At 38.2% G+C, this 23,805-nt stretch carries 22 protein-coding genes and 1 riboswitch; of the genes, 5 read left to right on the top strand and 17 right to left on the bottom strand.

What is annotated here, in order from left to right; genetic code table 11:
• Window positions 1–272 precede the first annotated feature (272 nt).
• From FA707_RS01360 to FA707_RS01315, 10 genes are all read right to left on the bottom strand, one after another.
• A complete protein-coding gene (locus FA707_RS01360; RefSeq protein ID WP_136952540.1) occupies window positions 273–1,316 on the bottom strand; it encodes a PTS sugar transporter subunit IIC in 1,044 nt (347 codons plus the stop codon).
• A 46-nt stretch (window positions 1,317–1,362) separates the two neighbouring features.
• Window positions 1,363–2,301: a 2-dehydropantoate 2-reductase gene (locus tag FA707_RS01355; RefSeq protein WP_136952539.1), complete on the bottom strand. Its 939-nt coding sequence runs from the start codon at window positions 2,299–2,301 to the stop codon at window positions 1,363–1,365.
• 374 nt (window positions 2,302–2,675) lie between these two features.
• A complete protein-coding gene (gene recA, locus FA707_RS01350) occupies window positions 2,676–3,725 on the bottom strand; it encodes a recombinase RecA (protein ID WP_136952538.1) in 1,050 nt (349 codons plus the stop codon).
• Between the two features lie 88 nt (window positions 3,726–3,813).
• The gene (locus FA707_RS01345) at window positions 3,814–5,064 is read right to left on the bottom strand and encodes a competence/damage-inducible protein A (protein ID WP_136954142.1); all 1,251 of its coding nucleotides are present in this window, start codon (window positions 5,062–5,064) and stop codon (window positions 3,814–3,816) included.
• Between the two features lie 64 nt (window positions 5,065–5,128).
• Entirely contained in the window at window positions 5,129–6,898 is a 1,770-nt protein-coding gene (locus FA707_RS01340; protein WP_136952537.1) for a glycoside hydrolase family 2 protein, read from the bottom strand.
• A 3-nt stretch (window positions 6,899–6,901) separates the two neighbouring features.
• Entirely contained in the window at window positions 6,902–8,188 is a 1,287-nt protein-coding gene (locus FA707_RS01335) for an MFS transporter (RefSeq protein ID WP_136952536.1), read from the bottom strand.
• Between the two features lie 170 nt (window positions 8,189–8,358).
• Window positions 8,359–8,619 (bottom strand): hypothetical protein, encoded by a 261-nt coding sequence (locus tag FA707_RS01330; protein WP_246032330.1) that lies wholly within the window; start codon window positions 8,617–8,619, stop codon window positions 8,359–8,361.
• A 140-nt stretch (window positions 8,620–8,759) separates the two neighbouring features.
• Entirely contained in the window at window positions 8,760–9,791 is a 1,032-nt protein-coding gene (locus FA707_RS01325; protein ID WP_136954140.1) for a branched-chain amino acid aminotransferase, read from the bottom strand.
• 231 nt (window positions 9,792–10,022) lie between these two features.
• Entirely contained in the window at window positions 10,023–10,646 is a 624-nt protein-coding gene (locus tag FA707_RS01320; RefSeq protein WP_136952535.1) for a DUF47 domain-containing protein, read from the bottom strand.
• A gap of 17 nt (window positions 10,647–10,663) precedes the next feature.
• Window positions 10,664–11,698, bottom strand: coding sequence for an inorganic phosphate transporter (locus FA707_RS01315; protein WP_136954139.1), 1,035 nt, complete (start codon window positions 11,696–11,698; stop codon window positions 10,664–10,666).
• Window positions 11,699–12,003: 305 nt separating this feature from the next.
• Between FA707_RS01315 and rpsT the strand changes: the two genes are divergently transcribed.
• From rpsT to FA707_RS10435, 4 genes are all read left to right on the top strand, one after another.
• A complete protein-coding gene (rpsT, locus tag FA707_RS01310; RefSeq protein WP_136952534.1) occupies window positions 12,004–12,264 on the top strand; it encodes a 30S ribosomal protein S20 in 261 nt (86 codons plus the stop codon).
• A 317-nt stretch (window positions 12,265–12,581) separates the two neighbouring features.
• Window positions 12,582–13,484 carry a polysaccharide deacetylase family protein gene (locus FA707_RS01305; RefSeq protein ID WP_136952533.1) on the top strand — a complete coding sequence of 301 codons (903 nt, stop codon included), beginning with the start codon at window positions 12,582–12,584 and terminating at the stop codon, window positions 13,482–13,484.
• Window positions 13,485–13,505: 21 nt separating this feature from the next.
• Window positions 13,506–13,898, top strand: a complete 393-nt coding sequence (locus tag FA707_RS01300; RefSeq protein WP_168177324.1) for a DUF4809 family protein — start codon at window positions 13,506–13,508, stop codon at window positions 13,896–13,898.
• Between the two features lie 397 nt (window positions 13,899–14,295).
• Window positions 14,296–14,472 carry a hypothetical protein gene (locus tag FA707_RS10435; RefSeq protein ID WP_154299877.1) on the top strand — a complete coding sequence of 59 codons (177 nt, stop codon included), beginning with the start codon at window positions 14,296–14,298 and terminating at the stop codon, window positions 14,470–14,472.
• 227 nt (window positions 14,473–14,699) lie between these two features.
• On the opposite strand, the gene FA707_RS01295 is transcribed toward FA707_RS10435, so the two are convergent.
• From FA707_RS01295 to FA707_RS01265, 7 genes are all read right to left on the bottom strand, one after another.
• The gene (locus FA707_RS01295) at window positions 14,700–15,518 is read right to left on the bottom strand and encodes a ZIP family metal transporter (RefSeq protein WP_136952531.1); all 819 of its coding nucleotides are present in this window, start codon (window positions 15,516–15,518) and stop codon (window positions 14,700–14,702) included.
• A gap of 76 nt (window positions 15,519–15,594) precedes the next feature.
• Entirely contained in the window at window positions 15,595–16,164 is a 570-nt protein-coding gene (gene thiT, locus FA707_RS01290) for an energy-coupled thiamine transporter ThiT (RefSeq protein WP_136952530.1), read from the bottom strand.
• Window positions 16,165–16,230: 66 nt separating this feature from the next.
• A riboswitch (TPP riboswitch) is annotated at window positions 16,231–16,318 on the bottom strand.
• 55 nt (window positions 16,319–16,373) lie between these two features.
• Entirely contained in the window at window positions 16,374–17,396 is a 1,023-nt protein-coding gene (gene holA, locus FA707_RS01285; protein WP_136952529.1) for a DNA polymerase III subunit delta, read from the bottom strand.
• 103 nt (window positions 17,397–17,499) lie between these two features.
• Entirely contained in the window at window positions 17,500–19,326 is a 1,827-nt protein-coding gene (recQ, locus tag FA707_RS01280; protein WP_136952528.1) for a DNA helicase RecQ, read from the bottom strand.
• Window positions 19,327–19,432: 106 nt separating this feature from the next.
• Window positions 19,433–21,778: a DNA internalization-related competence protein ComEC/Rec2 gene (locus FA707_RS01275; protein WP_168177323.1), complete on the bottom strand. Its 2,346-nt coding sequence runs from the start codon at window positions 21,776–21,778 to the stop codon at window positions 19,433–19,435.
• A complete protein-coding gene (locus FA707_RS01270) occupies window positions 21,759–22,241 on the bottom strand; it encodes a ComE operon protein 2 (RefSeq protein ID WP_136952526.1) in 483 nt (160 codons plus the stop codon). Before FA707_RS01270 ends, FA707_RS01275 begins: the two co-directional genes overlap by 20 nt.
• Window positions 22,242–22,266: 25 nt before the next feature.
• Entirely contained in the window at window positions 22,267–22,953 is a 687-nt protein-coding gene (locus tag FA707_RS01265; RefSeq protein ID WP_136952525.1) for a helix-hairpin-helix domain-containing protein, read from the bottom strand.
• A 118-nt stretch (window positions 22,954–23,071) separates the two neighbouring features.
• Here FA707_RS01265 and FA707_RS01260 point away from each other — a divergent pair, with 118 nt between their 5' ends.
• Window positions 23,072–23,767 (top strand): beta/alpha barrel domain-containing protein, encoded by a 696-nt coding sequence (locus FA707_RS01260; RefSeq protein ID WP_136952524.1) that lies wholly within the window; start codon window positions 23,072–23,074, stop codon window positions 23,765–23,767.
• Window positions 23,768–23,805 lie beyond the last annotated feature (38 nt).

Genomic DNA, 23,805 nt, shown 5'->3' with positions numbered 1-23,805 from the left:
TGTTAAAAGTTGGCTATTTTTTATCTTTATGACAGATCAGCAATCCTCTATGCACAAAAAGAACAGAATATAATCAGATGAACGATAGATTAACATAAGCATAATTCTCTAAGTAAATAAAAAATAAACACTGGTAGCATCGCACATAAATCATTGCTTCCTTTGTATGAATTGATAGCCAATTGATTGAATGCATACCCCCTCGTACAAAATTACTTGGCATAAAAATAGCTGCAGCCTTTAAAGAGCCGCAGCTATTTTAATTAATAAAATTACCCTTTAAATCCAAAGACTTCTTGACGGTCATATAATTTGAAGACTTTTTCAAATAAAAATTGACCTAACAGTGAGGCTCCGATTGGCACAAGTAACCAACAAATTACCACTAGAATAATTGATAAGCCATTATCTAATGAGGCTAACGGTCCAACTAACCCAACTAGTCCAAAGCCAGCTGAAGCAGGTGATCCCGCGATTGAGAATAACGCAACAGGAATAGCTGAAATAATTGCTGTGAACAAACATGGTAATAAAATAATAGGAGTTCTAAATAAGTTCGGCATCATCATTTTCATCGCACCTAAGGCAACGGCAATTGTTACACCAGATTTATTTACTTTCCATGAGTTAACAACTAAAACGATTGTTGTAGCGGCTACTCCCATCGCTGCGGCACCGGCTGATACGCCACCTAATTGAATCGCCATACCAATAGCAACGGTTGAAATAGGTGAAATAATCAAGAAAGCAAAAGAACAGGCAATTAGAATACTCATAAGAATCGGTTGTAATGTTGTAAATGTATTAATCACGTTACCAATAGCTGTTGTCAATTTTGTTACATACGGAAGCAACCATACGCCAATAATCCCTGCACCACAACCGACAACAATTGGTGTTGCAACAATTGCAACTGAACCAAATTTATTACCGATTAATAAAATCAGCCCTACAGCTAAAGCGGCTGTAATCATTGTATTAATAATATCTCCTGTACCTGCGCCAATATAAGCGCCCGCTTCAGGATTAAACTTCACCACACCTGAACCCACAAATGACGCGCCACCAGTTACCATCATTTGCATTGGATTTAACCCAAATTGCATGGCAACTAACGCGCCGATAATTAACGGTGTACCGATTTGAAAAATAACTGCGACTTGTGTTAATGTCACCGCAAATACGTTATCTCCGAAAAATTTTAAAATGGCTGCAAGAACAGCATTGGGAATCAACCCTACGATAATCCCTGTCGCTGTACCGGCTAATACTTTGTTCAAGTATACTTTTGGACTTAATGTTTCACTATTATTCATGTTAAAAATCTCCTTTACCTACTCTATTAATCTAATTTACATAAACTTATTTAGCTCCTAATATTTGTTCTTTTACGTGAACAAGTTGTGTTAAGAATGTGCAATATGGCGTTGCAATGTCATATTTTAGACCTTTACGAGCTACTGCACCATTGATGTAATCAATTTCTGTTAAACGATTGTTAGTAATTAAATCTTGATGCATTGAAGGGAAGTGTTCACCGATTGTTTCGCGGTTATAACAGCCTTTGATTTGTGCTAACACTTCCGGAACGTTTAATTCTACCCCTTCAACTTTAGCAACAGAAGCAAATTCTGCAACAATTGCTTCAACAATTGCATCTGCTTCTTTTGTTTCACCAAATCCAGCCATGTTAACATCTAAGATTGTACATAGACCATTCATTGTACCGTTAACACACGCTTTTTTATAAATTGAATAAAGAATATTTTCTGAGTATTTAGCGTTTAACCCCGCTTCAGTCAAGACTGTTGCGACTTCTTTGGCAATTTCTTCTTGACCTGGTGCTAAGTTTTGTAAATCAACACTTCCGTTACCAAATAATTTCACTTCACCAGGACCCACCATTCCAGCTGTCCACATGGTATTTCCTAATAAAATATTGTTTAACGGTACATATTTTTCTATGACTTCTTCATGGCCGATACCATTTAATAGACATAATACTTTTGTTTCATCATATAGCAATTCTTTAATTGATTGCATCATACCTTCTAATTGCATCGCCTTAGTGAAAACAATCACTAAATCAGCAGCGAATTCTTTTTCTAAATAATCTTTATGAAAAGCAGGTAAGCTCGCTACAACTTCTTCACCATTAAGGTTAGCTTTCAAGCCGTTTTCGTTAATAGCGTTCACATGGTCCGCCCATCCATCCACTAAAATAACTTCATTTCCGGCACGATGTAACATTAAGCCAAAACGACTACCCATTGCGCCAGCTCCTGCGATAACAATCTTCATAATATATTTCCTCCATAACAATTGTGATTTTTTTAACAAAACCCATTGTAAAACATTTCACAAAGATTTGTCTGTAAATGAGATTTTTTTAATCATTTTATATAGATAACGCTCATTTTAAGTAACAACAATTAATAATAACCTAATTTTATTGCGCTTTCATTACTTTATTTTCAATAATTATATTAATATTTCTCACTTTATATCCTCATAAATAAATTAGAAATTTCTCATCTAATTTGTTCATCTCAACATTTTTTAGGTCTGTTTTTTATTTTTTTCGTGAATTTACCAAATAACTATCCGTGTTTTAAGCACAAAAAAAGAGCGACAGCCTAATACCGTCGCTCTTATCAATCGATTCAAATTTCAGATTAATCTTCTAAGTCTAAATCTAAACCATCTTCTACTTCTTCAGTTGCCGCTACCGTGCTGCTACCGATTCCAAAAGCTGTACGAACTGCGTTATAGATTTCCGACATAATTTCAGGATTATCGATTAAGAATTGTTTAGCGTTTTCGCGTCCTTGCCCCATACGTTCTTCTTTGTATGAGTACCAAGCCCCGCTCTTATCAACAATGTCAATGTCCGCAGCCATATCTAATAATTCACCGACCATTGAAATCCCTTGACCATACATAATGTCCACTTCAATTTGTTTGAAAGGTGGTGCTACTTTATTTTTCACCACTTTAATACGTGTGCGGTTACCGATAATATCAGTCCCGTTTTTGATTTGTTCAGCACGACGCACTTCTAAACGAATAGTTGAATAGAATTTCAAGGCACGTCCACCTGGTGTTGTTTCAGGATTACCAAACATTACCCCAATTTTCTCACGAATTTGGTTAATAAAAATGGCAATTGTTTTGGTTTTATTAATAGTACCTGATAATTTACGTAAGGCTTGTGACATTAAACGCGCTTGTAGACCCATGTGTGAGTCACCCATTTCACCATCAATCTCAGCACGTGGTACCAACGCCGCTACCGAGTCAATGATGATAATATCAATTGCACCACTTGTTACTAACGCTTCCGCAATTTCTAAACCTTGCTCACCAGTATCTGGTTGAGAAAGTAATAATTCATCAATATTTACACCTAATTTAGCCGCGTAAGCAGGATCTAAGGCATGCTCAGCATCGATAAAGGCTGCTGTTCCACCTTGTTTTTGCACTTCTGCAATCGCATGTAAGGCAACCGTTGTTTTACCAGAACTTTCTGGGCCATACACTTCAATAATACGTCCACGAGGGTAGCCACCTACACCTAATGCAACGTCTAACGCAATAGAACCACTTGAAACAGTTGAAATTTGCGTATCAACTTTTTCACCTAGCTTCATAATAGAACCTTTACCAAAGTTTTTCTCTATCTTCTTTAACGCCGCATCTAAGGCGACTTTACGATCATCTGCCAAAATATGATCCTCCTTCTAATTCACGATTATATTATTATGATACGTTCTTCCAAACAAAAAAGCAAGCAAAAAGCGAACAAACATTCGATTATTTTTTATTCAATAATTCCAAACGCAACATATTTAACGCATTCATCATCGCGCTATGTTGAATATATTCACGATGACGCGTGAAACGAAAGGCTTCGCTCATAATGCTGCCATCAGGTTTAGCTAGCGCAAGCCAAGTCGTCCCAACTGGCTGACCTTCAACTTCATTAGGACCTGCGACACCCGTTAACGATAAGGCATAGTCCGCGCCTGTCAAACGACGCGTGTTACTAGCCATCTCAATTGCACACTCGCGACTCACTGCCCCATGCTCAGCCAAGGTTGCGGCCTTAACCCCTAATAACTGCTCTTTCATCTCATTTGAATACGTCACAAATCCTCCGACAAACACCTCAGAAACACCCGATAATTTACCTAGCGAACTTTGAACAAGACCGGCTGTTAAACTTTCAGCTACTGCAACCGTTGCATGCGCCTCACGCAAGGCTTTAACTGTTTCTTGCACTAAGCTGTTATCTTCACCATAACCGTAAAAATAATTGCCTGCTACTGCCATAATACGCGCTTCAAGTGTATCTAACAATTGATTAGCTTGCGCTTCGTCAGATGCTTGCACCGTCAAACGTAAACGCACTTCATTTGGCGCTGCATACGGGGCAATTGTTGGATTCGTTTGTTGCGTAATTTCATTCGATAACAAGGTCACGAGTTGCGATTCACCAATTCCAAAGAAACGCACAACCCGCGAATACAGACTCGTTGATTGCGGTAAATATTCTTTTAATAATGGCACTGCTGCCTCTAAAAACATCGGTTTCATTTCACTTGGTGGACCAGGCAACAATAAATACGCCGGCTGTCCAGCTTGTTGATAAAAATCACCGACCGCTAAACCAGTCGGATTTTGTAGCGTATGACTACCGACTAGCGATAACGCCTGTTTGCGGTTATTCTCCGTTACGACGCGTTTTTGCAACGTAAAATGACGTTCAATCTTGGTTAGACCTACTTCGTCAATCTCTAAGTCAACCCCTAAGAAATCCGCTAATGTTTCACGCGTCAAATCGTCTTCGGTTGGCCCTAAGCCACCAGTTAAAACAATCAACTCACTTCGCTGACTCGCTAACGCTAAGCACTCGCGTAAACGTCCAACATTATCACCAACTACCGTTTGATAATACACACCATAGCCTAAACCGGTTAATTGATCTGATAAAAACGTGGCATTCGTATTGACTACCTGTCCCATCAACAACTCTGTTCCTACTGCAATAATCTCCGCTCGCATCTCAATTGCCCTCTTCACTATTAGTTACGTCATTTAATGAAAAATCTGTTAATTATATTTTACCCTATTTTGACTGTTGCGTCGCAAATCGACGATAAATTTCTTGATTCACCCGTCTAACTAATGCTTGGTCAATTTTAATCACGCGACGATCATACGTAAACAAACCGTTAATCTCTTCTTCAACATCACTAACTTGCGTGTAAACTGTTCCAGATAAACCTTGTTCAATCGCGGGATAGATTTCTTCAACGAACAATTTTTCATAAGCAGCTGAAAATTCAGCGGGTGTTTGGTACATTTTGTAACCAAATAATTTGTCCGTTCCCATGTGATGCTCAGTCGGTAAACTATAGCCTCCAAACTCGCTCAAAATTTGAATCCGCTCATGTTTATCAGGCTTCAAGCGATACTTTTTGTAATAAATATGCGGACTCTTGAAGTCACCTTCTCCTTGGTCATGATAACCACTGACATAGTCAATTAAGCGCGTTGGATCGAGATCTCGCAACATATCACCTATGCGCGTACTATCAAATTGGCCCCACCCTTCATTAAACGGTACCCAAGTCGCTAGACTCGTAACATTTTTCAGAGTAGCCACCGTTTGATGCATCTCTGTTTCAAACTGTTGACGACTCGCAAGCGACTCGCGACGGAACCATTTGTACTTATTGTCTTTCAGTTGAATATTGATGAACGGTAAAATTTGAATTAACCAACGACTATATTCTGGTGCACCGCCACTGACAAAGTCCTGCCACACCAACATCCCTAAACGGTCGCAGTGATAATACCAACGAAGCGGCTCGACCTTAATATGCTTACGTAACATATTAAAACCTAGTGCCTTCACTTGCTCAATATCCCATATCATCGCCTCATCACTCGGTGGCGTATATAAACCATCACTCCAATAACCTTGGTCTAACAAGCCATTGTGAAAAATCGGCTGATTATTTAATAATGGCACCGTCTGACCGTGTGCATTTTTGCCAATCGAAAATTTGCGCATGCCAAAATAACTTTGAACGCGGTCTTCAGCTAACGTCACCTCAACGTCATATAAATGCGGCGTATCAGGCGTCCATGCGTCAAATTCTGGCAACTCAATTGTAATCTCAGAATGAGCCGCAGTTGCTCGCACTACTTCACGCCCATCTTTACTAATCACGATATTGGCTTGCTCAAAGGCATGTGCTGTTTCAATCGATAACGTCACACTACTTTCGTCAAAATTAGGCGTGACAGTTAAATTTTCTACATAGTTACTTGGCACTTGTTCTAACCAGACCGTCTGCCAAATGCCACTTTGAGGGGTGTACCAAATTTGACCGTGCTGTAGTTTTTGCTTGCCGTACGCATAAATCGGATTATCACTTGCGTCTTTGACTTTGACCAACAGTTCATTTTCCGATTGTAAATAATTAGTGATGTCAAACGTAAACGGCCAGTAGCCCCCGACATGCTCACCAACTAGTCGCCCATTTAGCCACACTTGACATATTTGATCGACCGCACCGAAATGTAACAAGACACGCTTATCGTCTTGCTGCTCAACTGTCAACTTTCGACGATACCACAATGTATCTGCTGGCGTCACTAAACGTTGCACACCCGACAACAAACTCTCAGGTGAAAACGGTACGCGAATTTGTCCGTCAAATTTATCAGGAACGGTTTCACTCTGAGAAATAGCGTACTCCCAAAAGCCGTTTAAATTTTGCCAATTATCACGCCTTAATTGCGGACGAGGATAGTCATTTAATGGTAACTCATCCGTTTTCACAACGTATTCTCCCCACTTTGTATATAAATCAATCGTTTTGACCATGCGTTACTTCACCTCATCTTGCCATTTTTTCTTCAAATAAACACTCCAAAAAGCTAATATCACTAAGACTAACGCAGCTGCCATGAAAATCATCGGCGTTGGCACTTCTTTAACTTCCCCTAGCTCCGTGTATGTCTCACCACTACCTTTAATCACCATCGAGCCTAAATACGGCCCAATCGCCATCGGAATTAGCACGTTAAAAAACATTCGCACCCCTTGAAAATGCCCAGAACGGTCTTTAGGTGTAAAGTCGCGCACAATCCCGTTAATACAAGCAGTGATTACCATATTACCACCGACAGTTAAGACACCACTAATAATAATCAACACCATCGAACGACTCGCAAATAACCCTACTAAACCAATCACTTCAATTAACGTTGCAATCGGTAAAAAGTGCAATTTACCAAATGTATCAATCCACTTACCACTTAAAACACTCACCACACTACTAACAATTAATATCACACCTAAAGGAATCGTGTAATTATCTAATGCCAAATACTTTTGCATATAAATAATAAAATACGGCATGAACGTTTGGGTACTAATTCCTAAAATAGCCAGTAAACACAGGGCGGTATACAGTACTGGATGTTGCTTAGCCACACGTGGTTTGAAACCATACCAAATATTACTAAAATAATTACCTTCGTGGCGCTCAATTTGTGGTTGTTCCTCAATTAAGAACGCACCGACTACCCCGCCAAAGGTAATCATCACACCAAAAATAATAAAAAATAAATCCCAGCGCCCTTGTTGCGTTAACCAATCGAAGCCGCCAAAAATAATTAGCATTGCCACTAATGGCATGACCGCCAACACTGTCTCAACACGCCCACGTTGTTTCGTTGGTGTCACATCATTAATCCAAGCATTAAACGCCGCATCATTCGCCGTACTTCCAAAAAAAGTCATCACACAGTCCATCACAATCACGATTGTGGCAGCTAACGTCACCGCATTTAAACTCGGAAACAATCTCGCCACGTTATCGACTGAAATAAACCCAAAAGCTAACGTCGAAAGCCCCCACAAAATATACCCCAAGACAATGAACCCTTTACGTTTACCTAGCTTATCAGTTAACGCGCCCATCAGTAACGTCGTGAGCGTCGCCACAACTGCACTGGCAAAAATCATATTCGCTAGCGCACGACTATCAGTTGTAATCGTATTGTACATAAATACATTAAAATACATATTTTCAATCGTCCATGCAAATTGACCGAACAGGCCAAACAGTAAAATCGCGAGCCAGTCCTTTTTTCCTAAAAATTTTTCCATTTTGTTTTACCTCATTATTTTCATTTAATTTGAAACTTAATGTTATTTTAACATTAAACAAAACAAAAAAGAGCATGATTAATTAAATCACACTCTTTATATTAATTAACGATTATATTTGTATTGTTGAACAGAATATTCATCCATCCGTTAAAGAATTCAAACGTTATTTAATTTCGTTTATTAGCTAAGTTCTTTTGCTCCTCGGCGATAATGTTGTATGTACCTTCAGGATCCCCCAACATATCCACTTGCCCACGATTCATCTTGTTCATACCGACTAAACCAGTATCCACCATCTTATTCCAGCCTTGAGTCGGCTCTTTGCCTTGTTGTCGTAGCAATGTGTTTTTCTCACGTAATTTTTCACTTTTAGCAAGAGCCTTTTTACGACGTCGTGCCTCTTTCATATCAAAAAATTTCTCAAACATCTCGTAACGACTCCTTTCAAAAAGACAGTTACTCACTACCTACATTTTTATTATAGCACATTTTTTGAAAAACTAACTACAGAAGAACACTAAAAAATGCCAATCAAACGTTTTTAGCGTTATCTTGGCATTTTTTCATTCTATAAAACTTTTGTTATCCAACCTGTTGGTGCTTCTTCATCACCAAATTGAATACCTGTTAATAAATCATATAATCGACGTGTTACTGGACCAACTTCTGTTTCTGAATAAAAGACATGGTAGTCTTCACCATTTTGAATCCCAGCAATCGGAGAAATAACCGCTGCCGTTCCACAAGCTCCTGCTTCGGCATATTGATCCAGCTGGTTAATATAAATATCTTCCTGAGAAACTGGCATCCCCAAATGGTGTTCAGCTAAATACAATAATGAATACTTGGTAATACTTGGTAAAATCGAAGGCGAATCAGGTGTCACAAAGCGACCATCTTTCGTAATCGCAAAGAAATTCGCGGCACCAACTTCCTCAATCTTAGTATGAGTCGCTGGGTCTAAATAAATGCAATCGCTAAAAGAACGTTGCTTAGCTTCTTTCCCCGGTAGTAAACTGCTAGCATAATTACCGCCTACTTTAACGCCACCCGTTCCATGTGAAGCGGCGCGGTCGTATTCGGAAATAATGAAACTCGTCGGCGCTAGACCGCCTTTGAAATAAGCACCAACCGGAATGGCGAAGACACCAAAAATATATTCTTGAGCAGGCGCTACTCCAATATTATCTCCTACCCCCATCACATAAGGTCGTAGGTATAAAGTACCTCCTGTACCATACGGCGGAATCCAGCGTTCATTGGCAATCACGACTTGTTTAACCGCTGATAAGAATTGTTCCTCAGACACTTCCGGCATCAATAAACGACGACAGCTGCGTTGTAGACGTTTAGCATTTTCTTCTGGTCTAAATAATTGAACCTCACCTGATTTAGTGCGGTAAGCTTTTAAGCCTTCAAAACATGACTGACCATAATGAATAACAGTTGACCCTTCACTGATCGTCACTTGATTGTCTTCTGTTAGAGTCCCCTTATCCCAGACACCGTCTTTCCAATGTGAAATATAACGTTCATCTGTTTTAATATAAGAGAAGCCTAAATTATTCCAATCTAAATCTACTGCTGCTTTTTTTGACAAAGCTACCACCACTTTCCTACTATTTTTCAACTTACATTTTTATCTAAATAATCATACCATTTTTTATTTGTGTTTTGTCAAATTAAGCAAAAACTAAAGAGCTCTTATAGACAAAAATTCTCTCCACTAAACTGATATTGCAGTAGCTCTAATGAATCCCCCTAACTAAGCAATAAAAAAAGCTAAAAAGTTATGACTTTCTAGCTTTTTAATAAGGATTATTTTTAGAGATTAAGTATTTTTAATAACCAAACCGTATAAAATATCCGCAGATTTTTCAGCGTTGTTCACTACCACTTCAAAACCTTCGTAGATATTTTTCCATTTGATAACGTTCATGACGTTTTCTTCTTTAGTAATTAATTCTTTAATTAATGAACGGTATAAAATATCAGTTTTTTCTTCAATCTCATTCACGTAGTCAATTTTAGCTTTTAAAACTTTTGATTGTTTAAATTTAGAAAATTCTTGTGTTGCTACCACCAAGGCGTGTGTTGCATCTACTACATATTCAGCAATTTTATCTGTATCAGCACGTAATTCAGATACTGCATAAGTATCGAATAAGTATGTTAAGGCGTTGATTCCATCACAAACATTGTCTAAGTGTTCGGTAATTGATACAATATCTTCGCGATCAATAGGTGTTACAAATGAGTGATTCAACTCATTTAAGATTTTGTGAGAAATTTGATCTGCTTCACGTTCGATTTCGTGAACTTCATGCGTATATGTAGCCACTTTATCTTCTGAGAAGTCATTGATTAATTCTTGCATTTTTTTAGCTGCTTGTTCACTCTTTTCAGCTAATTTTGTTAAATTTTCAAAGTAGTTAAATTCTTTCTTTCTAGCCATTTTTCTATTCTCCTAGTCTAAAATATCATCAAGAAAATTTTTGCCATTACATAGGCGATAATTCCTGCCCCTGGGAATGTCAAGACCCAAGCTAATACCATGTTACCAACGATTGACCAGTTAACACTCGACATACGTTTGGCTGCACCAACCCCCATTATAGCGGTTGTTTTTGTGTGAGTTGTTGAAACAGGAATTCCTGTCCAAGAACAAATAAATAATGTAATAACTGCACTTAAATCAGCTGAAAAACCTTGATATGTTTCTAGTTTTACCATGTCCATTCCGACAGACTTGATAATTTTCATTCCGCCGACAGATGTTCCGAATCCCATGATCAATGAACAGACAATCATGACTTCCATCGGGATGGTGTAACCACCCGCTACGTTGTCCACAAAACCGTTATATGAAAGTCCTAACATGAACACTCCCATAAATTTTTGACCATCTTGTGCACCATGTAAGAAAGCATTTCCTGCTGCCGCTACAGCTTGACCAGCACTGAATATTTTATTCGTTTTACGGCGATCCGTATGTCTGAAAAGGCGTTCAATTAGTCGAACGACTAAATAACCTCCGACAAACCCAGCAACAGTTGAGAAGACTAAACCGAATAGTACTTTTGACCATTCTGACATGTTGATGGCATCTAAACCTGATAAAGCCATCGCTGATCCGGTTAAGCCTGCGATTAAAGCATGGCTCTCACTCGTTGGAATTGCATAGTACCAAGATGCGACTGCCCAAAAAACAATCGCAAAGAGCGACGCTGCAAGGGCTATTTGCGCTGTTCGTTGATCACTCCCAAAATCCGCGATGTTACTGATTGTTTCCGCAACAGTCGCATTTAGGAACGTCATTACGACAACCCCCAAGAAATTCATAACTACTGCCATCCAAATCGCCGTCTTTGGTTTCAAAACGCGAGTTGAAATAGCTGTTGCAATAGCGTTAGGTGCATCCGTCCATCCATTAACGAAAATAACACCTACTACGAGAACCAATGTTACGATCAAGGCCAGATTAACGTGCCCTGCCGCAAAATCAATACTTCCCAAAATTTCCACCTACCTATTCAATTTTTTATAAAAGTAATTATTCATATTTTCTACTATAATAGCTTTGCATACAAACATTTCTATTATAGTTGCTTTTTAAACATTTTTCCATCTTTATTTTACCCCAAAAAATTGCGAAACTAGTCTAATAGTCATTTTGTTTCAAAATAGCTGTAATTTAATTCCTTTGAAAAAAATATTATTGCAAATCAAAATTGAATTAGGTATAATGAAGAATGTTGAATTGTGTCTGTTTTCAGTACAATTAGAACTTAGAATAATTGGAGGTGAAATACATGCCAAATATCGAATCTGCAATCAAACGCGTACGTACTAGCAATAAATCTAACGATTTAAACGCTTCTCAAAAGAGCGCAATGCGTACTGCTATCAAAAACTTTGATAAAGCTGTAGAAGCTGGTGCTGACAACGTAGCTGAATTACAAAACGCTGCAAACAAAGCTATCGACATGGCTGCTTCTAAAGGTTTAATCCACAAAAACAAAGCTAGCCGCGATAAAGCTCGTTTACATGCTAAATTAACAAAAGCTAACTAATGACTAAAGATAAGAGAAGTTTGCCTTCTCTTTTTTTTATGTCTATTTTTTTGCAAAAAAAATTCCCCTAGTTCACACTAGGAGAAAAGGAGATTTTTATTTACTTTGGAAGTAAATAATGAAAAGTTTTGTTAGGGTTTGTTTGTTGGTATGTTCATATATTAAACCTTAAATTTGTTATTTTTGTGAATGTTTTATTTAATTATAAAGAATTTTTTTATTTATTTTTATGTTTTTTTGGCCCTAAAAAAGAATTTGAGTAATGATTTTTTATATGTTAGGATGGGTTAAAAGGATTTTTTTGGAGGAATTACATCATGCGAAAAAAAATAATTTCGGTCCTTGTGACGATTATTTTTATTGAGTTAATGATTTTATCCATTGTTTTCATTTCGAAAAACAATGCGAATAAAAAAGAAACACCACAACTGCATAAAAATGAAGTATTGGTGGATTCTAGTCAAGTCAATGTAAGCAAAATTGATGAAACAGCTATTGTTAAGAGAAATATGCAAATTCCTGATAGTTCAAAATGGGAAAGTGCCACAGAAGGTTCAGACATTCAATTCCCAATCATCGCTTATTCATACCTCAACAATCAAGCATCTAAGGAAACACTCAGCATAGAAAATTTTACCCAACAATTAGAATGGCTAAAAAAAGAAGATTATTATACATTAACACCACAAGAAGCCTACGAGGTATTGACAAAAAATAAGAAGCCTGCTGAAAAAATTATCTGGCTAACATTTGATAATGGCTACTATAATCAATACAAATTTGCTTTCCCTTTGCTTCAACGCTATAAAATGCAAGCGACTATTAATTATTTACCCAATAAAGAAGGTAATGTGACCTACGCTAATCTTTATGATTTGCAAGAAATGTTAATTAGTGGTGAAATTAATGTTGAAAGCGGCACAGCTAATGGATTAGCTTTGACCGATTTAAAACCAAGTACACTAACGACCGAAATTAAACAGTCAAAAGAAACCTTGGATACCACCTTAAAACAAACCACAACCACGATCGCTTACCCAGAAAATAGTTATAACGATGACATAATTGAAGTAGCTGAAGAAGCTGGTTATAAGCTTGGCCTAACGACTAACACTGGACTTGCTTCTAAAAGTAACGGTTTGTTAAGTTTAAGTCGTATAGAAATTTCAAACGACCTTCCAATTGATGAATTCACCAAACTAATTGGCGCAGCCAACTAATAATAAAGGTAGGTAATGATAATGACAAAGACAGCAGTACTTGAAATTGACTATGAAATGACTGACGGCGGTTGTAATGCCTGCGTCCCGTTTAAAGCTGAAATAGCGCGACTTATAATCGATGAACAAACTATTGCTGTAGGTGAACTGACACCGGAAGCATTAATTATGGCTGTCGCTCTCCATGAAGGTTTCAAACAAGAGATGAAATTTGATATTTTATATGATTATCTTTTATTTTCACGCTCTGATCAGCAAGTTAAGCAACAAGAAGACTTCACACAATGGATTTACACTAATAATAATAACGTCACTGTCAAAACAAAAAAGTTTTATCAAGAAAAAAGCGAACTATTAGAACACGTCAATCACGTTTTAGTTGAATGTTTTGACTTATATCCTGTTAAATTTTAAACAAAAAGCTCATTTTTTAGACTTTCGTCCAAAAATGAGCTTTTTTTAAATTTTTATAAACTTTCCGCTTGCTTTATCATAAGGTTTATGAGAATATAATTAGTAAGATTAGAAAACAATTAGATTGTTTCTTCTAATCTTCTTTCTTCAAGAGTTTCCCCTATAAGTGAGTAGCAGAGTTTCATCGTCTCTGTCTACTCTTTTTTGGGTTTTAACACAAGTTCTACAAAGCCCAAACTAAGACTTTACCCCTTCCTAGGTATTAGGCTGGTATCTCTTATTTCTAACGCACTAATAAATATTTATAATATTGTAAAAATCAGTCCTAAGCACCATTAATTTGTCATAAGTGTTTGCTATACTTAGTTTAATAAAACAAAACAAGGAGTGACGTTCAATGAATCGTTACAATGTAGATAATATTATTAAACTAATTGTGATCCTATTCGCCCTTTCATTTGGTTTGATTTTAGTTGGTAAGTTATTAGGCTTTGCTTTAAAACTAATTTTTCCTATTTTGATGATTTACATTACCGTGCGTGTCATCGAAAATTGGCGGATACAACGACGATAACTTAAAATCTCCTCTCTAGATAACTCTAGACAGGAGATTTTTTTATTATTCCCAACCACACAGGTCAAAATTATTTAGAAAGAAATATTTTAGAAATACGATTGGCTTTGTTAATCTACGAGAATTTATTACCACACTTAAAAGTTCTTTTCCAAATAGTTTCAATAAAAAAGCCCCTACAAACACTGTTGTAAGAACTTTAGCTCATTATAATATTGATAAACCTACTAACCTAAAGCAACATCCAAAATCATCATAATCACAAAGCCAGCCATCACACCAAATACGCCGTAATGAGCCCCTTTGGTTGTAGTTTGTTGTGCTTCTGGAATTAGTTCTTCCACCACCACATAGATCATTGCACCTGCTGCAAACGCTAAGGCATAGGGTAAAATGAAAGTCATACGTGCTACTAATAAGGCACCCGCAATTCCGGCAATCGGCTCAACTAACCCTGAAGCTTGACCGTATAAAAATGATTTCCATCGACTCAACCCCTCTTGACGAAGAGGAATTGACACAGCTGCACCTTCGGGGAAGTTTTGAATTCCAATCCCGATAGCAACCGCTAAAGCACCCAGGACTGCTTGCGTTGGGTTATCAGCTGAAGCTGCTGCACCAAACGCGACCCCGACTGCTAAACCTTCGGGAATATTATGTAACGTAATTGAAAAAACTAATAAGACCGTTCTTTTTAAGTGGCTAGGCATACCTTCTTGCTCTTGGTTATCACCAAAGTGCATGTGAGGAATCACTTTATCAGCTAGATATAAAAATAAACCACCTAGAATAAACCCAATCCCTACGACTAACCAAGGGATATCTCCATTCTCACTCGCACGCTCAATTGCCGGATCTAGAAGCGACCAAAAACTTGCCGCAATCATGACACCTGAAGCAAAACCAAGCATCAAATTTAAGACATCCTTTTTAATTTCTTTAAAGAAAAATACTAACGCCGCACCGAGTGCTGTCATCCCATATGTAAATGCGGTACCGCCCAAGGCTTGTTGCCACGGCGTTAAATTCACGAACCATTCTGTCATCCTGACACATCCCTTCTTCTCATCTCCACCTAATCATATCATAAGCGTTTGAATTAAGGATAGTTTTTACGGACAATTAATTATTCAAAAATAATCGAGGAGATAGTTTATAAATCCAACTCAAAACAAGAGCCGTTACAATGGCTGTAGCCAGTCCACTCACACCATTCATAATAAATGAAAACAACATAGGTGCCATGCCCCATAATGCATATTGCCCCCAGAAAATCACGCCTGCCACAAAATGCCAGAAAAATCTAGCGATTGTTCCAATGAAAACCGCTATTACTAACCATTTATAGGCTGCTTTGGTTTGTTTGTTAGCGATGAATTGTTTGGATACGATACCAGCTAGACCAACCATTGTAAAGGCAACTAAATACTCAATCAACACTTGACTAACTGATAAGTAAGCAACTTGTCCTGTTGCAAAATGTAGTAATCCCCAGACAAGACCCGCTAATAATCCTGGTGCTACGCCACGTTTCAAAGCATACATTGTCAACGGAATCATCCCTAATGAAATCGTAAAACTTGAACCAATGGTAGTCGGAATGAATGATAACACCATCGCTAACGCTGCAAAAATGGCACCTTCGACTCCAATTAATACTTTACTTGATGAGCGCGTTACTTGTTGTTGCATAAAAAAACTCCTCCTTTAAATTGTATAGACGATACCATACAACAAAGGAGGAGTATAACGTTCACGTTGATACTCCATCACAATTCCTACGCGTGTCTTAACACTACAGGTTCAAGGGTATGATCTCAGCCAACTGGCACCCCTTTGTGATGGTCGTTCTATTAAAATGTACCTTTAGTATGAAACAAATTGCTAGAAAAGTCAATAACTTACGATGCACTATATTTCAAAATAAACAACTCAAAAAGCAACTCTTTATCCATTTGTCCCGTCTTAGTTAACCAATCATTTTGAGCCAAACTATCATAAAGTTGACCTAACAATTTCAAATCATATGATTTTACTAATTGCATAGCTAGTTGCACACGGTACGGATGAATTTTCAATACATCGGCCATATTACTCTTTTGATAACCCATCCCTAACATGATTTTGACTTGGATTAATAAACGAATATGTTGTAACAAAATCGCTGTTATTTTAATCGTATCTTCACCTTGTAACAGTAATTCTTGATGCAAACGTAGGCTCTTCTCTGGCTGTTTTTTCATAACATAATCAACCATTTCAAAAATATTTTGTTCTAGTGATTTAGCGACTAAACTTTCGACAATCGGTTTGGTAATTTTTTTCGTTGCCATTGCATAAAGCATGATTTTATCAAGTTCTGACATAACGCGCCCTAATTGCATTTGACACAAATATAACAAACTATCTAGCGCTTCTGGTGTAATTTCATAGTCACGGCCTTCGACACTCTGGCGTACATAATTGCGTAACTCTTGTTCTTTTAGCGGCTCGATTGAAATCAGCGTCGCCTGTTTTTTTAACTCTTTTACGATTTTTTTACGACTATCTAACTTCTCATAAGTGGCACAAATGACTAAAATGGTTGACTCCATCGGTGACTGCAAGTAAGCTACCAACAAATCCGTATTATGTTCGACACTCACCTTATTGCGTTCGCCCGTCAAAAAGTAAGGATTATCCATTTGAACCACTCGCTGGTCGCCAAAAAAGGGAATCGTATTGGCTTCTTCAATTGCTAACGATAACGGCGCTTGTTCCATATCAAAACGAATAAAATTCATCTCATCATCTGTTTCAGTTAAAACCGCTTCTTTAAGTGTATTCATAAATAAATCAGCTAAATATTGCTCTGAACCGACTAGTAAATAAACCGGTGCTAGCTGACCTTTACTAATCTTTGTTAATTCTTGTTGTAACGTCATGCTTGTCTTCCTTGCTATTCTAGTATTTTATATTTCCTTGATTTTTACACCTCTGAACTCCTACCTATTATAGCATAATCGTAACTGTTCATTAAGAATTGAACTAGTCAGCTAAATAAGCTTGAATCGCTTGAATAAACACTTCACCATATGTTTCATATTTCGATTCACCGACTCCTTTAATAGCTAAAAAGGCTTCTTTCGTTTGTGGCTGATAAGTTGCCATCTCAGCTAAACTCTTATTTCCAAACACCACGTAAGCCGGTAAGTTTTGTTCTTGGGCTAATTCTTTACGTAAATCAGCTAAACGGTTATATAAGGACTGATTATCGGCTGAAATAACAAGTTCACTTGTTTTTTTACTTTTCTTCTCGTTTTTTAATGCTTGATAGGCTGTTTTTTTACGCAAAGGCATCATTAACGGTGTTTCTTCCATCAACCACGCTTGACCTCTCTCCGTCAAACTTAGCACATAATAGTTCAGGACGTCCATTGAAATAAAATAATGGTCTAATAAATAATCCATCACTTCCGTCACTTCTAATTTGGTTTTGTCGGCCAAACTGCCTAGCCAATCTGAATTGATAGGGGATGCGTCACTTTCAGCCATCATCAACGATTGAATCACACGTTCCTTACCAATTTGACGATGCGCTTGTTGTAGTTCTGCCAAATAGTGCATCACAGCCCGTGCTTCTTCGGTAATCTCTCTTTCTTCAAACGTCGTCTGACAGTTCAAACAATTATCACAGTCACTCGACCTCTCTTCATTAAAATAATTTAGCATCACTCGACGTAAACAACTAGTTGTCGTTGCATACTGTACCATCGCATCAAGGGATTTATTTTTATAAAATTGTTGCTCGTCACTTGTTTCATACATTTCAGAACTAGACACTAACATTTTACGATTCAACACGATATCCGCACGTGAAAATAACAAGGTACACTTGGCCGGTTCCCCATCGCGACCCGCTCGACCTGCTTCCTGATAGTAACTCTCCAAGTCTTTTGGTAAGTTATAGTGAATGACGTGACGCACATCGGGTTTGTTAATCCCCATTCCAAAAGCATTCGTTGCCACAATCACATCCGCTTCGCCAAAAATAAACGCATCTTGATGACGTGTGCGTTCGTCACTTGATAAACCCGCATGATAATAGGTCGCTTTGACCCCTAACTCAACTAGGAAATTAGCGATCTTTTCGACTTCTTTACGCGTTGAGGCATAAATGACCGTACTTTCACCTGGATTTTTCTGAACGTAATACTCAACAAATTTTCGACGATTTGCCACAACTTCGACTGCGAAATATAAGTTAGGACGATCATAACTATTTTTTACAATAAGTGGCTCTTGTAATCCCAGATATGCTAAAATATCGTGCTGCGTTTTGACATTAGCTGTTGCAGTAAACGCCGCAATCGTTGGACGTGCTTCAAAAGTGGCAATAAATTCTGGAATCGCTAAATAGCTACTCCTAAAGTCATGCCCCCATTGCGATAAGCAATGCGCTTCATCAACTGCGATTAAACTAACAGGCACTTCACTAACCGCCGCTAAAAAGCGTGGTGTCATTAAACGTTCAGGCGCCACATAGACAATTTTGTACATCCCCTGACTCAAATTAAACAAGGCTTTATTGATTTGTGCTTCACTTAGCGACGAATTAATATAGGCACCTCGAATACCTGCTGCAAGCAACTCACGCACTTGATCTTTCATTAATGAAACAAGTGGCGAAACAACAATCGTAATCCCTTCAGCCATCAGCGCTGGAATTTGATAACAAAGCGACTTTCCTGAACCGGTTGGCATAATCGCTAAAACATCTTGTTGATTGGCAATCGTTTCAATTACCTCGGTTTGTCCCTGACGAAACGTCTCATATCCAAAAACACTGGACAATATGTTTACTGCTTGTTCCATAATACACCTCGACTTACTTATTCATCCCTCCATTATACCCTAACTCGTTTAATAAACGAGCCCTAAGATAGGCACTTTGAAATTTAAATCGAAAGATTAAGTAACTTTACCGACTATCCGCAACTAACGTCAGCGGACCTTTTATTTTCCCCGTTAAACCCGACCATTCAAAATAAATCATGCCTTTTAAATCTGTCCGACAAACGTTCACTTGGTACTTGGCAAGTGTCTCCAACACCTCAGGACGAGGATGTCCAAAACGATTGTTTTCCCCACATGAAATAATCGCTAGTTTGGGTTGAATTTGTGCAATAAAAGCATCCGTTGTTGAAGTCTTACTGCCATGGTGTCCAACTTTTAAGACATCGATACTCAAGTTAGGATAACGTTTTAACAACGATAGCTCTCCCGCTTCTTCCATGTCACCTGTCAGCAAGAAATTTGCTTGTCCTATCTGGGTGGATAACACGAGTGAATCATTATTGCCGCCGTCATCTTCAACTTTGGTAGGAGATAGCACATCAAACACCAAATCACCTAACTTAAATTTAGTTCCCGCTAATACTTGTTGAAAAGCGATTTGTTTAGCATATGGCTGAATTTTACGAGCAAACGATTCATTTTGCTCAAGTCCTGTCGGAAATACCAAACGCTCAACAGTGACACTATCTAAAACCGCCACCAAATCACCCACATGATCGGCATCTGCATGCGTACACGCTAAGGCATCAACACGCGTAATACCCAGACTTTTCAAAAACGGTAATAAAGTATAAGTAACGCCTGGTACATTAAGAGATTGTTGCCACGCTTCTTTCTCATACAACATCCTCCCACCGACATCGACAATCGTTACCGTTCCGTGAAAGGGTTCTTGAATGACCAAGCAATCTCCTTGACCAACATCTACAAAAGCCACTAACCCTTGGTAATTCAAATACTTATAACTACAAGTAAGACTTGCCATCAAACAGACACCTATCAGTGATTGTCGCCAACTACTCTCAAGTTTAATTAAACTCCAACCTAACAACACTAACATGGCCATTAAGCCAATCAATGGGATTTTGCCCGTTATTACATGAGCGATTGGTAATTCTCCTAATAATACAAACAAGAAATGACAACCTTTAAATAACATTTCAACTAACTGTGCCAAAAATGGCGTCACTAAAGAAAAGCAAATTAGAGGCAATAACACACGACAAATAAGTGGCAACAAGACAAAACTGAACACAAATGCTAATAGACGATTTTCGTAAAAAAAGTAACTATTAAGCGGAAAGGCTAGTAGTGATAACCCAACACTAATTAAGAAATTATACCGCCAACCGCTTGCATATCTAGCAAGACTCGGTCGCAAATATATTAAACAAAAGGTTAAGAAGAACGAGTAACAGCTACCGATTGAAAAAATAGCTTCTGACTTCAACAAAAAACACCCTAACAAACTAAGGGCCCAGGTATCTAAACTAGAAAAACCAAGCCGATAACGTCGATTACGTGTCAATAAAACATATGCTAACAAAGCTCTAAGGACCGCAATCCCTTCACCAAACAAGAAATACAGAGCGAATAAATAACCGTACTCTAACCATTCAATCCATTCTAAAGCTAACGGAGTACGCCTTAAAAGTTTGTGCCATAAACTCGCAAAAAAAGTCACATGCATCCCCGAAATGCTAAACAAATACAAAATTCCTAGTTTTTCAAATGATTCACGTTCGTTTGCAAACTCCTCCCCCTTGTCTCCGAGCAACAAACTTTTCACATACAAACGTGTATAGTAACCGAACGTTCGATTAACGTAGTGAAGCAACCAACTTTTCCACTCACGCAACTTAACTAGTGGTGAAAAAGAGGCCTTCACACCAAATATTTCAAGAGATTTGACATCGACTAAGTAATCAATTCCTTGCTCAGATAAATACCGACGATTATCAAAACCATTCAAATTCCTTGCTGTTTTAGGCAAACTAAACTTCCCCGTTACTTTAACACTGGCCTGACGAGCGAGTTGCTGATACACATTTTTTTCAGCTTCACTAGTCAATTTGTAGCGATAACGGCTCTTACCTGATTGTCCAGGGGTTACACCTGTAAACTGAAAATAGTCACCTTTAATCACTATCGTTTGAGGTTGTATGACCGTTGTAAACGTCCGCTCAGCACTCGGAGCAGGCCGTGGTGTTCTTGCAAAAGCCATAAAAAAACACGCGGAAACAATGACACTCACTAAGCAACTAACTATTACTTGCTTTTGTCGTGTCATCATTACGCGTGTGATAACTATCAAAAATAAACTAACCATTAACCAAGAACGTTCCCGCCACATACCAAAACTTACGACTAATGTCATAACTGGAAAAACGACATATTGGCGTAAAGTATGGGTTTGTCTAAAATAAGCATAATAACGTTCTTTTAATAACTCATCCGCTGATTTCTTCATCTCCAAATTGTAATTCAGCAAAAAAATTCTTATCAAGTTCGACTTGATGCACTTCAGTATTTGTTTGTGCCAACAACTGTAACGCATACTCGTCATTGCGATAGTTGTTTAAATAGTGAATTTTTTTGATTCCAGCTTGAATAATCATTTTCGTGCATTGTAAGCACGGAAAATGTGTCACATAAATTTCGGCACCTTCAGTCGGTACTCCAAATTTAGCACACTGTAAAATAGCGTTCATCTCCGCATGAATCGTACGTACACAATGATTATCAACCACATAACACCCCTCATCAATACAATGAACATCGCCGCTGACAGAACCATTGTATCCACCGGCAATGACACGAGAATCACGGACAATCGTTGCCCCGACCGCTAAACGTGTACAAGTACTACGCATCGCCAACAAGACACTTTGTGCCATAAAATACTGATCCCAAGGAATCCTTTCAAATGTCATCACAAATACCTCCTCAATTACTCTTTTAGTCAATTGTAATCGATTCCTTCAAACTATCAAAGGTTTTTTCACCGACTCCTTTCACATTTTTTAAATCTTCAATCGATTGAAAAGCTCCGTTTGCTTCACGGTAATCAATAATCGCTTGCGCTTTAACCGCTCCAACACCATTTAGCGTCTGAAATTCTGTCAAATTTGCTGTATTAATATTAACTTTATCCTCGCTTTGCCCAGATGCTATGTCGCTATCACCGTTAACTGCATCAGTTATTTCCGATTCTTCTGCTTGATTATGTACCACTTCTGAAACTTCTTCGCCTTCAGCGGGTACGTAAATCATCATTTGATCCGTGACAATTTGGGCTAAATTGACTTGATTAACGTCAGCGTTCTCCGTCATCCCCCCCGCTAGGTCAATCACTCCCGAAACACGCATGTTAGGCGTAATTTGATAAATACCAGGCGAATGAACCTCACCTTTAATATCCGCATATGCGACAACCTCAACAGATTCACTCGTTTGGTCTATCGCAACATTATCACTCGTCCCTAATGCTACATCATCCAGACTTGTACTAAATTGCTTCTCAACCACAAAATCGGTATTCGAAGTGGATTGTGTACTTTTGATAAATAATCCACCCACCACTAACATAACGACCATCCCTAATCCGATTAACCATCGTTTATCTAGCAACTGCCACCTATTCACGCATTCGCCCTCCTTCCTATCTCACAAAAAAATACGCAAGAACATTACGTTTTCACGCAGGCATTTTTTGAATTTATGATAGAATAAAACTAACATAACAACACGAGGAGGGAATCTTATGAAAGCAAACGAAATTCCAGAAATTATGACACCATTACGTCAAGACATTATTAAGTTACCAGAAGCCATTCGCACGTGTAGCGGAATTAGAATATTCGGCAAAAAAATTAAGGCAATTATTTATACAACTGATATCGCGATTATCCGTAACACCGATGCGGATGCGGTCATTGCCGTTTATCCGTTTACACCTCACCCTACGATTACCAAGAGTATCACCGAAGCAGCAGACATCCCTGTTTTTTGTGGTGTGGGTGGCGGTACAACCCAAGGTCCTCGTTCGGCTCAAATGAGTCTTTTTGCTGAATCTCAAGGGGCAATTGGTGTTGTCGTCAATGCACCGACTCCTCGTGAAACCATTGCAGCAATTAAGGAAACTATTGATATTCCAATTATTGCAACGATCACATCTGTTTATACTGATGTCGACGAAAAAATTGAAGCTGGTGCTAGCATTTTAAATGTAAGCGGTGGGAAAGAAACTGCGGAAGTCGTTCGTGTGATGCGTGAACGCTATCCTGACATCCCAATTATCGCAACTGGTGGTCCTACTGATGAAGGAATTATCGAAACAATTAAAGCTGGAGCGAACGCAATCACGTATACTCCCCCTTCAAATGGTGAGCTTTTTAGTAAGAAAATGGAGAAATATCGCTTAATAGAAAAAGAAGCAGCTGAACAAATAGATGATTAGAAAAAAGGCTAGAGCATGCGCTCTAGCCTATTCAATTT

This window comes from Vagococcus zengguangii (assembly GCF_005145005.1).
Lineage (GTDB): Bacteria > Bacillota > Bacilli > Lactobacillales > Vagococcaceae > Vagococcus_A > Vagococcus_A zengguangii.
Note: the sequence above shows the minus strand (reverse complement) of the source record. Positions and strands in the feature narration are given on the sequence as shown.

What these genes read in the sequence shown, in the direction of transcription:
- FA707_RS01360 (WP_136952540.1), bottom strand. Translation starts at nt 1,316, where the DNA reads ATGAATAATAGTGAAACATTAAGTCCAAAAGTATACTTGAACAAAGTA.
- FA707_RS01355 (WP_136952539.1), bottom strand. Translation starts at nt 2,301, where the DNA reads ATGAAGATTGTTATCGCAGGAGCTGGCGCAATGGGTAGTCGTTTTGGC.
- FA707_RS01345 (WP_136954142.1), bottom strand. Translation starts at nt 5,064, where the DNA reads ATGCGAGCGGAGATTATTGCAGTAGGAACAGAGTTGTTGATGGGACAG.
- FA707_RS01340 (WP_136952537.1), bottom strand. Translation starts at nt 6,898, where the DNA reads ATGGTCAAAACGATTGATTTATATACAAAGTGGGGAGAATACGTTGTG.
- FA707_RS01335 (WP_136952536.1), bottom strand. Translation starts at nt 8,188, where the DNA reads ATGGAAAAATTTTTAGGAAAAAAGGACTGGCTCGCGATTTTACTGTTT.
- FA707_RS01330 (WP_246032330.1), bottom strand. Translation starts at nt 8,619, where the DNA reads ATGTTTGAGAAATTTTTTGATATGAAAGAGGCACGACGTCGTAAAAAG.
- FA707_RS01320 (WP_136952535.1), bottom strand. Translation starts at nt 10,646, where the DNA reads ATGGCTAGAAAGAAAGAATTTAACTACTTTGAAAATTTAACAAAATTA.
- rpsT (WP_136952534.1), top strand. Translation starts at nt 12,004, where the DNA reads ATGCCAAATATCGAATCTGCAATCAAACGCGTACGTACTAGCAATAAA.
- FA707_RS01305 (WP_136952533.1), top strand. Translation starts at nt 12,582, where the DNA reads ATGCGAAAAAAAATAATTTCGGTCCTTGTGACGATTATTTTTATTGAG.
- FA707_RS01300 (WP_168177324.1), top strand. Translation starts at nt 13,506, where the DNA reads ATGACAAAGACAGCAGTACTTGAAATTGACTATGAAATGACTGACGGC.
- FA707_RS10435 (WP_154299877.1), top strand. Translation starts at nt 14,296, where the DNA reads ATGAATCGTTACAATGTAGATAATATTATTAAACTAATTGTGATCCTA.
- FA707_RS01295 (WP_136952531.1), bottom strand. Translation starts at nt 15,518, where the DNA reads ATGACAGAATGGTTCGTGAATTTAACGCCGTGGCAACAAGCCTTGGGC.
- thiT (WP_136952530.1), bottom strand. Translation starts at nt 16,164, where the DNA reads ATGCAACAACAAGTAACGCGCTCATCAAGTAAAGTATTAATTGGAGTC.
- holA (WP_136952529.1), bottom strand. Translation starts at nt 17,396, where the DNA reads ATGACGTTACAACAAGAATTAACAAAGATTAGTAAAGGTCAGCTAGCA.
- recQ (WP_136952528.1), bottom strand. Translation starts at nt 19,326, where the DNA reads ATGGAACAAGCAGTAAACATATTGTCCAGTGTTTTTGGATATGAGACG.
- FA707_RS01275 (WP_168177323.1), bottom strand. Translation starts at nt 21,778, where the DNA reads ATGAAGAAATCAGCGGATGAGTTATTAAAAGAACGTTATTATGCTTAT.
- FA707_RS01270 (WP_136952526.1), bottom strand. Translation starts at nt 22,241, where the DNA reads ATGACATTTGAAAGGATTCCTTGGGATCAGTATTTTATGGCACAAAGT.
- FA707_RS01260 (WP_136952524.1), top strand. Translation starts at nt 23,072, where the DNA reads ATGAAAGCAAACGAAATTCCAGAAATTATGACACCATTACGTCAAGAC.